Source organism: Mesorhizobium sp. CNPSo 4689 (genome assembly GCF_057784325.1).
In genome coordinates this window covers 20,180-31,996 of sequence record NZ_JBWLUZ010000003.1, presented here as the reverse complement: position 1 = coordinate 31,996, position 11,817 = coordinate 20,180, and the positions used below count along the sequence as shown (strand labels likewise).

12 protein-coding genes and 1 pseudogene are annotated in these 11,817 nt (G+C 64.1%); 8 read left to right on the top strand and 5 right to left on the bottom strand.

The window, feature by feature from the left end:
* Positions 1-58 precede the first annotated feature (58 nt).
* Together AC04SI_RS05125 and AC04SI_RS05120 are read right to left on the bottom strand one after the other, a co-directional pair.
* A complete protein-coding gene (locus AC04SI_RS05125) occupies positions 59-2,608 on the bottom strand; it encodes an ABC transporter permease (RefSeq protein WP_488473976.1) in 2,550 nt (849 codons plus the stop codon).
* Positions 2,608-3,306 (bottom strand): ABC transporter ATP-binding protein, encoded by a 699-nt coding sequence (locus AC04SI_RS05120; RefSeq protein WP_006202690.1) that lies wholly within the window; start codon positions 3,304-3,306, stop codon positions 2,608-2,610. Before AC04SI_RS05120 ends, AC04SI_RS05125 begins: the two co-directional genes overlap by 1 nt.
* An 84-nt stretch (positions 3,307-3,390) precedes the next feature.
* Here AC04SI_RS05120 and AC04SI_RS05115 point away from each other — a divergent pair, with 84 nt between their 5' ends.
* Complete coding sequence (locus AC04SI_RS05115; RefSeq protein WP_404283373.1) at positions 3,391-4,035, top strand: arylesterase; 645 nt, start codon at positions 3,391-3,393, stop codon at positions 4,033-4,035.
* 117 nt (positions 4,036-4,152) lie between these two features.
* The gene (thpR, locus tag AC04SI_RS05110) at positions 4,153-4,749 is read left to right on the top strand and encodes an RNA 2',3'-cyclic phosphodiesterase (protein WP_404283375.1); all 597 of its coding nucleotides are present in this window, start codon (positions 4,153-4,155) and stop codon (positions 4,747-4,749) included.
* On the opposite strand, the gene AC04SI_RS05105 is transcribed toward thpR, so the two are convergent.
* Positions 4,653-5,171, bottom strand: a complete 519-nt coding sequence (locus AC04SI_RS05105; RefSeq protein WP_488473975.1) for a low molecular weight protein-tyrosine-phosphatase — start codon at positions 5,169-5,171, stop codon at positions 4,653-4,655. The genes thpR and AC04SI_RS05105 overlap by 97 nt on opposite strands.
* A 107-nt stretch (positions 5,172-5,278) precedes the next feature.
* Between AC04SI_RS05105 and AC04SI_RS05100 the strand changes: the two genes are divergently transcribed.
* The 5 genes and pseudogenes from AC04SI_RS05100 to AC04SI_RS05080 all read left to right on the top strand — a co-directional run bounded on the left by AC04SI_RS05100 (position 5,279) and on the right by AC04SI_RS05080 (position 8,684).
* A complete protein-coding gene (locus tag AC04SI_RS05100; RefSeq protein ID WP_081482158.1) occupies positions 5,279-5,575 on the top strand; it encodes a 4a-hydroxytetrahydrobiopterin dehydratase in 297 nt (98 codons plus the stop codon).
* A 128-nt stretch (positions 5,576-5,703) separates the two neighbouring features.
* Positions 5,704-6,066 (top strand): YkvA family protein, encoded by a 363-nt coding sequence (locus tag AC04SI_RS05095; protein WP_404283378.1) that lies wholly within the window; start codon positions 5,704-5,706, stop codon positions 6,064-6,066.
* 252 nt (positions 6,067-6,318) lie between these two features.
* Positions 6,319-6,711 (top strand): annotated as a pseudogene (locus tag AC04SI_RS05090) (invasion associated locus B family protein); the annotation flags it as partial.
* A 258-nt stretch (positions 6,712-6,969) separates the two neighbouring features.
* Positions 6,970-8,205, top strand: coding sequence for a dual-specificity RNA methyltransferase RlmN (gene rlmN / locus AC04SI_RS05085; protein ID WP_404283380.1), 1,236 nt, complete (start codon positions 6,970-6,972; stop codon positions 8,203-8,205).
* Entirely contained in the window at positions 8,202-8,684 is a 483-nt protein-coding gene (locus AC04SI_RS05080; RefSeq protein ID WP_404283382.1) for a hypothetical protein, read from the top strand. Before rlmN ends, AC04SI_RS05080 begins: the two co-directional genes overlap by 4 nt.
* Here the strand turns inward: AC04SI_RS05080 and AC04SI_RS05075 are convergent.
* Positions 8,656-9,297, bottom strand: coding sequence for a LysE family translocator (locus AC04SI_RS05075; protein WP_404283383.1), 642 nt, complete (start codon positions 9,295-9,297; stop codon positions 8,656-8,658). The two genes, AC04SI_RS05080 and AC04SI_RS05075, sit on opposite strands and share 29 nt — an antisense overlap.
* Positions 9,298-9,464: 167 nt before the next feature.
* On the opposite strand from AC04SI_RS05075, the gene AC04SI_RS05070 reads away from it, so the two are divergent.
* Positions 9,465-10,682 carry an argininosuccinate synthase gene (locus AC04SI_RS05070; protein ID WP_404283385.1) on the top strand — a complete coding sequence of 406 codons (1,218 nt, stop codon included), beginning with the start codon at positions 9,465-9,467 and terminating at the stop codon, positions 10,680-10,682.
* 123 nt (positions 10,683-10,805) lie between these two features.
* On the opposite strand, the gene AC04SI_RS05065 is transcribed toward AC04SI_RS05070, so the two are convergent.
* On the bottom strand, positions 10,806-11,600 hold the full coding sequence (locus AC04SI_RS05065; RefSeq protein WP_404283386.1) for a lytic murein transglycosylase: 795 nt from the start codon (positions 11,598-11,600) through the stop codon (positions 10,806-10,808).
* Positions 11,601-11,817 lie beyond the last annotated feature (217 nt).

Below are 11,817 nucleotides of genomic sequence, written 5' to 3'. Positions count from 1 at the left end.
CCCAGCCGCAACATTAACGAGATTTAATCGAAGGTGGGCCGATTCAGGCGGTTGCGGATCAGAGATTTCGCAGCACCGGCGCCGCTTTGTGCCCCAGCACCCGCCAGGTTCCGGCAAGACCGATGCCGACCGTGATGACCAGCGCAAAGCCTATGGTTGCCACCGCCACTTCCGGCATGAAATGCGATGGCAGGGTCATTATGCGCGCGACGACGAACCAAGCAGCGACCCCGCCAGCCGCCAAAGCGAAGACCGCGGTGGCAAGGCCGATCAGCATATATTCGAGCGAGAAGGCCGCTATCAGCGTTCGCCTGGTGGCACCCAGCGTCTTCAGCACCACAGCGTCGTGGATGCGCGCCCGGTTGCCCGCGGCGAGCGCGCCGGCCAGAACCAGCACGGACGCAATCAACGCCACGCCGGCGGCGGCGCGGATGGCCGTTCCGAGCTGCGCCACCAGCCGGTTGACGATATCGAGCGCGTCCTTCACCCTCACCGTCGTCACCGCCGGGAAAGCGCGGGTGACGGCATTGAGCAGGCGGGCATCGTCCGCCGCCGACGCGTTCTTCTCGGTCAGCGTCGCCAGCCAGCCATGCGGCGCACCTGCAAATGTGTTGGGCGAGAACACCATGACGAAATTGATGCCCATGGTTTCCCACTCGACCTGGCGGAAATTGGCGATCCTGGCGGTGACGTTGCGTCCCAGCACATTGACGGTGACGGTGTCGCCGAGCTTCAGCCCGATCTCCTTGCCTTCCTCGGCCGAGAACGACACCAGCGGCTCGCCGGCATAGTTTTGCGGCCACCATGAGCCTTCCATCAGCGTCGCGTTCGAAGGCTGGCGGTCGTCATAGGTCAGCCCGCGATCGCCGCGCAGCACCCAGGCGCCTTCCGCCGGCACCTTGACTTTTTCGACATCGACGCCGTTCAGCGCCATGACCCGGCCGCGCAGCATCGGCACCTTGACCAGCGTTCCCTGTGGCGCCTGCCCGCCGACCAGCGCCGAAAAGGCATCGACGTTGCTGCTCTGGATGTCGACGAAGAAGAAGTTCGGCGCCTGCTCCGGCAGGCTGCCGGAAATCTGCCGCCTGAGATTGCCGTCGATCAGCGCCAGCGTCACCAGCAGTGTCAGCCCCAGTCCCAAAGACAGCACCACCGAGGGGGTCAGGGCGCCCGGCCTATGGATATTGCCGATGGCAAGCCTGAGCGCGAAGGAGCGGACCCTCGGGCTCTTTTTGGCGGCCCACTGCACCAGCCCACCGACCAGGCGCAGCACCAGGAAGGCAAAAAGCGTGGCGCCGACGAAGATCGAGGCGATGCGGCGGTCGCCGGAAAACAAGATGGCCAAGGCCGCCAGGGCGAGCGCGATGCCGACCGCTGCCGCCACATAGGGCAGGCGCGGAAAGCCGCGGCTCTCGAAGCCCATCTCGCGAAACAGTGCCGTCGCCGGCACGTCGCGGGCGCGGCCAAGCGGCAGCAGCGCGAAAGCCAGCGTCACCAGCAGGCCGAACAGCGCCGCCATGGCAAGCGCGCCGGGATAGAAGCCGCCCTCCGCCGGCACCGGGATGACCGACTGAAGGGCCGCACTCGCCGCGAACGGCATCAAGGCGCCGAGGATGAGGCCAAGCACGATGCCGAGACCGGCGATCAGCAGGATCTGCACCAGGTAGACGGCAAAGACGAAACCACCCGAGGCGCCCAGACTCTTGAAGGTGGCGATGACGCCGCGCTTGCCGTCGAGATAGGCGCGCACCGCGTTCGCCACGCCGACGCCGCCGACCACCAACGCCGTCAGCCCGACCAGGGTCAGGAATTGCGAGAAGCGCTCGATGTTGGAGGACAGTGCGGGCGCGGCGTTGCTGCGCGTGCGGATCGACCAGCCGGCCTGCGGAAAGTCCGCTGCGGCCTGGTCCTGGATCGCCTCGATATCAGCCTCGCTGGCGCCGGCGGGCAGGCGGATCTTGTAGGTGTGCTCGACCAGGCTGCCAGGCTGGATCAGGCCGGATGCGGCAAGCCCTTCGGTCGACACCAGCAGCCGCGGCGCGAAGCCAAAACCGTCGGACACCGCATCCGGCTCGCTGGTGAGCCTGGCGCGCAGTTCGAATGTGGCGCTGCCGAGCTTCAGCCGGTCGCCGATCTTGAGGTTCAGCCGGTCGAACAGCAGGTCGGGTGCCACGGCGCCGAAGACGCCGGATTTCTCGCCGAACAGGTTCTGCCTCGATAGCTGCGGCTCGGTCTCCAGCGCGCCATAGAGCGGATAGGCGTCGTCGACCGCCTTGGCCTCGACCAGCGACTGGTCGGAGCCGTCCTCGAGGCGCGCCATCGAGCGCATGCTGGCGCTGTGCGAAACAGCGCCCAGCCGATCGACGAAACCACGTTCGTCCGGCGTCGCGTCGCGCTGGTTGAGCTGGAAGCGCAGATCGCCGCCAAGCAGCGTCTGGCCCTGATTGGCAACGCCGGCAGTGATTGCCTGCGCTACCGAATTGACGCCGCCGATTGCCGCGACGCCGAGCGCGATGCAGGCAAGGAAGATCAGGAAGCCCGACAGCCCGCCGCGCATTTCGCGCAGCGAGAAGCGGACGGCGAGCTTCAGCGTCTGCGACAGCGGCATCAGGCCGTCACCTTCAGCGGCCTCGGTGTGTCCTCGATCCGTCCAGAGCGCATCGAGACCTGGCGCGAGCAACGCGCCGCCAGCGCCGGATCATGCGTGACCAGCACCAGCGTCATGCCGCGCTCGGCCGCCTTGGCGAACAGGAGGTCGGCGACCTGCCGGCCTGTCGCCTGGTCGAGATTGCCGGTCGGCTCGTCGGCGACCAGGATGCGCGGCGAAGGCGCCAGCGCCCGCGCGATCGCCACGCGCTGCTGCTCGCCGCCGGACAATTCACCGGGATAGTGGGTGACGCGGTCGCTGAGGCCGACTGCCGCGAGTTCGCGTGCCGCCACACCGAACGGATCGGCATGGCCGGCGAGTTCGAGCGGCACCGCGACATTTTCGAGCGCCGTCATGTTGGGGATGAGATGGAAGGACTGGAAGACGATGCCAATGTTTCGCCCACGAAACGATGCGATCTGGTCCTCGCTTTTGCCGTTGAGCAGCTCGCCGGCGATTCGAACCGTACCCGAATCGACCCTTTCCAGCCCTGCCAGAACCATCAGCAGCGTCGACTTTCCGGAGCCCGAAGGGCCGACGATGCCGGTTGCCTCGCCGGCGGCGACATCGAGACTGACGCCCTTCAGCACATGGACCGAGGACGCGCCTTCACCGAGCGTCAGCGATACGTCTTTCAGCACGATGACGGCTTCTGTCACAATGAAAGCGTCCTATATGGGATTGTATAGGGGACGAAGTTTGCCTTCGCCAAAAAACTGTTCCGCTCATATGGGGCCTGCCGCATGGCTTTCAAACACACACTTGCCGCAGCCCTCGTTCTTTTCACCGCGATCAGCGGCGCGATTTCGTCGGCGCGCGCCGAGACCTTCACTATCGTCGGTTTCGGCGACAGCCTGATGGCGGGCTTCGGCCTTGGCCCCGGCGAAGGCTTTACCGACAGGCTGCAGGCCGCACTTCGCGCCAAGGGCCATGACGTGACGGTCGCCAATGCCGGCGTTTCCGGCGACACGACAAGCGGCGGCCTGGCGCGGCTCGACTGGTCGGTGCCCGACGGCACACAACTGGTGGTCCTCGAGCTCGGCGCCAACGACATGCTGCGCGGCGTCTCGCCCGGCATCACCGAAAAGAACCTGGATGAGATGCTGGCCAAGCTCAAACAGCGCAAGATCGCCGTGCTTCTGGCCGGCATGCGCGCCGCCCCCAATCTCGGCGCCGACTACCAGAACGCCTTCGACGCGATCTATCCGAAGCTGGCCGCGAAATACGGCGTTCCGCTCTACCCGTTCTTTCTCGACGGCGTCGCCGGCCAGCCCGGGCTGCGGCTGGAGGACGGCCTGCATCCCAACGCCAAGGGTGTCGAAATGATGGTCGAACGTATCCTGCCGACGGCCGAAAAGGCCATTGCGGGGGCGGGCGGTGCGTCGTGAGGCCGGAAAGTCACGGTTGCCGCTGGGGAAACCGCGGAGCCAACAAACCGCTTGCCCCGTTTGAATATCGATGATTCGCTAGGGGCGTGAGTTCGATTCGAGGACAGGAGGCTTGCCATGCCACGTCTTTTCACCGCCCTCGAAATTCCGCGTGATGCTGCCCTTTCGCTGTCCCTGCTCCGGGGCGGCCTGCCCGGAGCCCGCTGGATCGACGTCGAAAACTACCATCTGACGCTGCGCTTCATCGGCGATGTCGAGGGCCATGTCGCCGACGAGATCGCCATCGCGCTCGACCGCGTCCACCGCCCGTCCTTCCCGATAGCCTTGTCCGGCGTCGGCGCTTTCGGCCAGAAAAAGCCGCATGCGGTGTGGGCCGGCGTTTCCGCCTCGCCGGATCTTACCGGCCTGCAAGCCGAAATCGACCGCATCTGCCAGCGGCTCGGCCTGCCGGCCGACCCACGCAAATTCACGCCGCATGTGACGCTGGCGCGCTTGCGCAATTCGAGTCCGCTCGACGTCGCCCAATATCTTTCGGCGCGCGGCAATTTTTCGACGCTGCCGTTCCGCGTTGGCCGCTTCGTCTTGATGTCGTCGCGCGATTCGGTCGGCGGCGGCCCCTATATCGTCGAGGAAGCCTGGCCGCTGTCGGGCGCCGACACGCGCACTGCCAGCCGCGTCGCCAGCGCTTCCGACGCCTCGCGGATCATGCGGTAGACGGTCGCGAACGCCTCCGGCCCGTCATAGTAAGGGTCCGGCACATCGCGACCGCTGCCGCTCGCAAACTTCAGGTAAAGATGGATGCGGTCGTGCACGGCGGCAGGCGACAGCGCCTTCAGGTCGCGGACATTCTGCCGGTCCATCCCCAGGATCAGGTCGAAGCGGTGAAAATCTTCTGGCGCAACTTTGCGTGCTGTCTGTCCGGAAATGTCGATGCCGTGGCGGGTGGCGATCGCGATCGAGCGTGGGTCGGGGGCCGAGCCCACCTCCCAGCCGCTGGTTGCGGCTGAATCGAGCACCATATCCAGGTCCCCTGCACGCTCACTCCAAACGGCGCGAAAAACACCCTCGGCCAGCGGCGAGCGGCAGATGTTGCCGAGACAGACGAACAGAATGGACTTTATGGGCTTTGCGCTCATCGATCCGGCGCTATTTTTGTGGATGTCGTTATCCCAAAACCGCGACGCACTTCTGGGCGACATGCATTATGGTGAGGGTCATTTTTCGAATAGCACAGGAATCCGACATGACGAGAGAGAAACTGGGCAAGGACGCTATCGCTGCTGCCCTTGCTGAACTGGGCGGCTGGTCGCTGGCTGCCGACGGCGCTTCGATCAAGCGCAGCTTCGTCTTCAAGAACTTCTCCGAGGCCTTCGCCTTCATGACCCGCGTCGCGCTTGCGGCGGAAAAGATGGATCATCATCCGGACTGGTCGAACGTCTACAAGACCGTCGACGTCACGCTGAACACGCACGATGCCGGCGGCGTGACCGCTCTCGATATCGAACTGGCGAAGAAGATGAACCGCTATTTCGGCGGCTGAGTGACGCCCCGCGACAGGCCCAGCATGCCAAATCGGCGCCGGCATCTTGCAGCGGGGGTCGGCTTTCACCACATTTTTGCTCGCAGCCGCGCGTTGAACGATACGCAGCCGCCTGCAAGGAGAGATTGATGGCGCAAGATTCCGGTTTTGATTTCTTCGGCTTTGGCGACAAGCTTGCCGGCGAGCGTGAGGTACGCGAGAAGTTCTGGCGCACCGCCAAGAAGGCTGCCCGGCAGATCCCGTTTATGGAGGACGTGGTGGCAGCCTATTACTGCACCATGGACAAGAACACGCCGCTGCGCGCCAAGGGCATCCTGGTGGCGGCACTCAGCTACTTCGTGCTGCCGGTGGACTTCATCCCCGATTTCGTGCTCGGCCTCGGCTTCACCGACGATATCGCCGTGCTGACGGCCGCGATCACCACCGTCAGCGCCCACATCACCCCGGCGCACCGGCAGGCTGCCAAGCAGGCGATTGCCGACAAGAGCTGAGCCGGCACAGCACACGCAGGGGTGGTTTGAAAAGACAAACTCTTGCCGCTTTCGTGGCCTCCAAGTCCGAGACAGGGACGTCGCGCTGCTGCTTTTCGAGCAGCAGTGCGGTGATGGCGGCGGTTTCCTGGGGTGTGGGTCCTTTTCTTGAGGAAAATTCACCGTTTGGTAACCCAGATTAAATCAAAATGAAGCGACGGGCAGGACGCCAGACCGGCCTGCCGCCGCACCAGTTGGAATACGGGAAAAACGATGCGCGGATTGATTGCTACAGTTTCCAGCCTAGTCCTGGTGGCCCTGGCCGCGCCGGCGCTGGCGCAGTCGGCGACCAAGATCGGCCAGCACAATGCCTGGGGCACCTACAGCTACCAGGCATCCGGCGGCAAGGTCTGCTACGTGCTCACCGTGCCGACCGACAAGCAGCCGCCGACGCTCGACCATGGCGACATGTTCTTCTTCGTCAGCCAGCGGCCGGGACAGCAAGTCTCCTACGAGCCGCAATTCATCGCCGGCTACAATTTCCAGGAGGGCTCCAAGGCCACCGTCACCATCGACAAGAAATCCTTCTCGATGTTCACGCGCGGCAAGTCGGCCTGGGTCGAGAACGCCGCCGAGGAGCCGGTGCTGATCGCCGCCATGAAGACCGTGAGGGGTGTTCCAGCTTGGCGGAACGCTCCGCCTAGACGCTGACTGACTAACGGCGGCGATACCCAGCCAACGCCTCATTCCTTCCAACACCCCTCATCCGTCTCGGCGCTGCGCGCCGATCCACCTTCTCCCACAAGGGGAGAAGGAGAGTCACCGCTCCCCCGCATGACTCCGCGCGCAACCTGTGCTATGCGCCGCGCTTCATTTCGGGCACGATGCTGAAATCGGCCGCAAACCGCTTATATTGGCGCAACCATGACCCTTTCGTTCGATCTGACCGCCGACGGCGCCCGTGACGCGTTGCGTGCCCGCACCGCGTCGGCTGAAAAACCGTCGCTGATCGGCCTGACGCGGGCCGAGCTTGGGGAAGCCCTTGTCGGTGCCGGCATCGTGCCGGAGCGCCAGTCGAAAATGCGCGCCCAGCAGCTCTGGCACTGGATGTATGTACGCGGCGTTTCCGACTTTGCCGGCATGTTCAACATCTCCAAGGATCTGCGCGCCGAGCTCGACAAGCACTTCACCGTCGCCCGGCCCGAGATCGTCGAGGAGCAGATTTCCGCCGACGGCACCCGCAAATGGCTGTTCCGTTTTCCGCCGCGCGGCGCCGGCCGGCCGGTCGAGATCGAAACCGTCTACATCCCCGAAGAGGGCCGCGGCACGCTCTGCATCTCCTCGCAGGTCGGCTGCACGCTGACCTGCTCCTTCTGCCACACCGGCACGCAGAAACTGGTGCGCAACCTGACGGCCGAGGAAATCCTCGCCCAGTTGCTCACCGCCCGCGACCGGCTCGGCGATTTCCCCGACCGCGACACGCCCGACGGCGCCATCGTGCCGGCCGAGGGACGCAAAGTGTCCAACATCGTCATGATGGGCATGGGCGAGCCGCTCTACAATTTCGAGGCGGTGAAGAAAGCGCTGCTGATCGCCTCAGACGGCGACGGTCTTTCCCTGTCGAAGCGCCGCATCACGCTCTCGACTTCGGGCGTCGTGCCCGAGATCTTCCGCACCGGCGAGGAGATCGGCGTCATGCTGGCGATCTCGCTGCACGCCACCAATGACGATCTGCGCGACCTGCTGGTGCCGATCAACAAGAAGTATCCGCTGAAGGAGCTGATTGCCGCCTGCCGCGCCTATCCCGGCCTCTCCAACGCCAAGCGCATCACCTTCGAATATGTGATGCTGAAGGACGTCAACGATTCCATCGAGGACGCCAAGGGGCTGATCAAGTTGCTCAAGGGCATCCCGGCCAAGATCAATCTGATCCCGTTCAACCCCTGGCCGGGCACCAACTACCAGTGCTCCGACTGGGAGACGATCGAGAAGTTCGCCGACTACATCAACAATGCCGGCTATGCCTCGCCGATCCGCACCCCGCGCGGCCGCGACATCCTCGCCGCCTGCGGCCAGCTCAAGTCGGAATCGGAGCGCATGCGCAAAGTCGACCGGCTGGCGCTGGAAGCCATGATGATCGCGGGGCACGGCGAGGCGTGAGCCGTCTCTTTGCCTACCTCATCCGCTTCGCCGTGATCCTGGTCGGCTATGTCGTCGCCTCGCTGGCGGCGAGCGCATTCCTCAACATCCTGTTCCTGGCCTCGCTCGGCTATGCACCGGACCAGGCCCACCCGACGGCGACCGCCTCGCTCTATTTTTCTATTCCGTTCGTGGCGTTGTTCGTCGCCTATTTCGCCTTCATGCCGGCTGCGATCGTCATCCTGATCGCCGAAATCCTGGGACGGCGCGACTGGCTGTTCTATGCGCTAGCCGGCGGCGTGATTGCCGCGGTCTTCCTCGGCTTCGTCCATCAGAATGCCGATGCCAATTTCGACGTCACCGACCCCCGCGCCATCGCCGCCGTGATCGGCTGCGGCATGGTCGGCGGCATCTTCTACTGGCTCGCCGCCGGCCGCTGGGCCGGAAGCTGGTGGAAGGAGGACAAGGCCGCTACTTCGCCTGGGCCGTCAGGATCTTGAGCGCGAAAGCCGAGAACACGCCGGCGAACAGATAATCGACCACCCGCGTCACCCGCGGGCTGGCCTTCATCGCCGTCGAGAATTTTTCCGCCGCGAACACCATCGGCGCCGTCACCGGGATCGACAGCACGATGAACATCACGCCGAGGAAGAACAGCTTTCCCGGCGCATTCGGGTCGTGCGCGGAAACGAATTGCGGCAAAAACGTCATGAAGAACAGGATGATCTTCGGGTTGAGCAGATTGACGCCCAGCCCGGCCGCCCAGCTGCGGAACAACGAGATTTGTGGCCCGCTCTTCTTCTCCGGCGAAAACGCGGACCCCCTGGCGAGCGCCTGCCAGGCCAGGAACACCAGATAGCCGGCGCCAAAAACCTTCAGCACGAAGAAGGCCATCGGCGAGGCGACGATCAGCGCCGAGACGCCGACCACCACCAGCGTGGTGTGGATCAGCGTGCCGCACAGCGCACCCGCCATCGAGGCAAAGCCGGTGGCGCGGCCCTGGCTCAGTGTCCGCGAAACAAACAGCGTCATGTCGGGCCCCGGCGTGATCGCCAGGATCACGGTGGCGATGGCAAACTGGATCAGCGTCGTGGTGTCGGGAATGAAGGACATGGCCGGTCTCAAGGCAGCAAAAAGACGGCGCAGCCATAACGCAAGTGTCCTGCCCTTGCCAGCTTCTGACTGATCCGGCGTCTGGTCCAGCCACCGTTCGTCTCTTGCGCAGGCCGGAAACGCCGTGATACCTCGCCCGCCGAGAACTCCTGTCGCGGAACCGCCAAATGTCAAAAGCAAAAGACGTCAAGAAAGTCGTGCTCGCCTATTCCGGCGGCCTCGACACCTCCATCATCCTGAAATGGCTGCAGACCGAGCTCGGCGCCGAAGTCGTCACCTTCACCGCCGACCTCGGCCAGGGCGGCGAGCTGGAGCCGGCGCGCCGCAAGGCCGAGATGATGGGCATCAAGGACATCCGCGTCGTCGACGTGCGCGAGGAATTCGTCGCCGACTTCGTCTTCCCGATGTTTCGCGCCAACGCCGTCTATGAAGGCACTTACCTGCTCGGCACCTCGATCGCCCGGCCGCTGATCTCCAAGCATCTGGTCGAGATCGCCAGGGAGACGGGTGCCGATGCAATTGCTCATGGTGCTACCGGCAAGGGCAACGACCAGGTCCGTTTCGAACTGTCGGCCTATGCGCTGAACCCCGACATCAAGGTCATCGCGCCGTGGCGCGACTGGTCGTTCAAATCACGCACCGACCTGATCAACTTCGCCGAGCAGCACCAGATCCCGGTGCCGAAGGACAAGAAGGGCGACGCGCCATTCTCGGTCGATGCCAACCTTTTGCACTCATCTTCAGAGGGCAAGGTGCTGGAAGACCCGTGGACCGAGCCGCCGGAATTCGTCCACCAGCGCACCGTTTCGCCGATGGACGCGCCGGACAAGGTCACCGAAATCGAGATCGAATTCCTCAAGGGCGATCCGATTGCGCTGAACGGCAAGAAGCTGTCGCCGGCGACCATGCTGGCCGCCCTCAACGATCTCGGCCGCGACAATGGCATCGGCCGGCTCGACCTGGTCGAGAACCGCTTCGTCGGCATGAAATCGCGGGGTGTGTATGAAACACCTGGCGGCACGATCCTGATCGCAGCGCATCGCGCCATCGAATCGATCACGCTCGACCGCGGTGCCGGCCACCTCAAGGACGAGTTCATGCCGCGCTATGCCGAGCTGATCTACAACGGCTTCTGGTTCGCGCCCGAACGGCTGATGCTGCAGGCGATGATCGACAAGAGCCAGGAAGACGTCGAAGGCACGGTGCGGCTGAAACTCTACAAGGGCAATGTCATGGTCACCGGCCGCAAGTCAAAGAAGACGCTCTATTCCGACGCGCTGGTCACCTTCGAGGACGACGGCGGCGCCTACGACCAGAAGGACGCCGCCGGCTTCATCCGCCTCAATGCGCTGCGGCTGCGCACACTTGCCGCGCGCAACCGCTAGAGGTGCAGCCGATCTCCCCCTCAAGGGGGAGATTGGCCGTCATCCCGGCCTTCGCCAATCTGCAGCGACAGGCACAAAAAAGCCCGGCGATCGCCGGGCTTTCTTTCGAACAGGGATGTCTTTTCAATCGCCGTCGATCGCCGTGGCGATGCGGGCGATGGCCTGCTGATAGACGCTCGCGGAATTCCAGCCGGCAATGGCGCCCATATTCGCGCTCGCGCTCGCACCCGCCTGCCAGCCATGAGCCTTGAGGAAGTTGGCGGTGGAGGCCAGCGCCGTGGCCTTGTCGCGCAGATTCCCGTTGCCGACGCCATACTGCAAAACATTTCCGGGCAGGAACTGCGTATGGCCAATCTCGCCATGCGCTGCGCCGACCGACGAGGCGCTCAACGCACCCCGATCGACCAGCTTCAGGGCTGCGATGGCATGCGGATAAAAGAACCCCGGGCGGCGGCAATCATAGGCAAGCGTCAGAATGGCAGAGACCGTATTCTGCTTGCCCAAGGAAGAACCGAAGCCGGTCTCCATGCCCCAGATGGCGAGCAACACACCCGGCGACACGCCGTAGGTCGCTTCGATCTTGTTGAACAGCGCCGCGTTCGACTTCTTCAGCGAACGGCCCTTTGAAATGATCGCGGCCCCACCGCGGCGCTTCATAAACTCTTCGACAGAGCCGCTGAAAGCCTTATGGATGGCGCGGTCGACGCTGATCGTCTTTGTTGCGTAGGTGGCGCCGGCCAGAGCGGCCAGACCCTTCGAACCGACGCCGTTGGACCTGGCCTCCGCGGCAAACTCCTGCTTCCACGCCTCGAAGCCGGCGCCGTTCTTGCCGCAGCTGGCCGCCTGCGCGCCCGTCGCCAGCGCAAGCATCGCCACCAGCGCGGCCGCAAAAATTCTTCCCTTGGCAAGAAATGCCATGCTTTTCTCCTGATTGCCTGAATCACGTCCCGGTTGCGAATTTGCCAGTGAACCGGTTCATTGTCACTGGCTCCGGTAGAGCGCCGATGCGGCGAAGCCGAAAATCGCAGTCTTTGCAGCAAGGCTACGCGCGAAATTCGGTTTCAACGCCTTCGAACACTGATGCCACCGGACCTTCAAAATCCACCGCACTGGCCAATGCCGCGCAATTTGCCTA

Bases quoted from the DNA above. Each gene is read 5' to 3' on its own strand.
- AC04SI_RS05100 (WP_081482158.1), top strand. From the start codon at position 5,279: ATGACGAGAGAGAAACTGGGCAAGGACGCTATCGCTGCTGCCCTTGCT.
- AC04SI_RS05095 (WP_404283378.1), top strand. From the start codon at position 5,704: ATGGCGCAAGATTCCGGTTTTGATTTCTTCGGCTTTGGCGACAAGCTT.
- AC04SI_RS05105 (WP_488473975.1), bottom strand. From the start codon at position 5,171: ATGAGCGCAAAGCCCATAAAGTCCATTCTGTTCGTCTGTCTCGGCAAC.
- rlmN (WP_404283380.1), top strand. From the start codon at position 6,970: ATGACCCTTTCGTTCGATCTGACCGCCGACGGCGCCCGTGACGCGTTG.
- AC04SI_RS05115 (WP_404283373.1), top strand. From the start codon at position 3,391: ATGGCTTTCAAACACACACTTGCCGCAGCCCTCGTTCTTTTCACCGCG.
- thpR (WP_404283375.1), top strand. From the start codon at position 4,153: ATGCCACGTCTTTTCACCGCCCTCGAAATTCCGCGTGATGCTGCCCTT.
- AC04SI_RS05065 (WP_404283386.1), bottom strand. From the start codon at position 11,600: ATGGCATTTCTTGCCAAGGGAAGAATTTTTGCGGCCGCGCTGGTGGCG.
- AC04SI_RS05075 (WP_404283383.1), bottom strand. From the start codon at position 9,297: ATGTCCTTCATTCCCGACACCACGACGCTGATCCAGTTTGCCATCGCC.
- AC04SI_RS05125 (WP_488473976.1), bottom strand. From the start codon at position 2,608: ATGCCGCTGTCGCAGACGCTGAAGCTCGCCGTCCGCTTCTCGCTGCGC.
- AC04SI_RS05070 (WP_404283385.1), top strand. From the start codon at position 9,465: ATGTCAAAAGCAAAAGACGTCAAGAAAGTCGTGCTCGCCTATTCCGGC.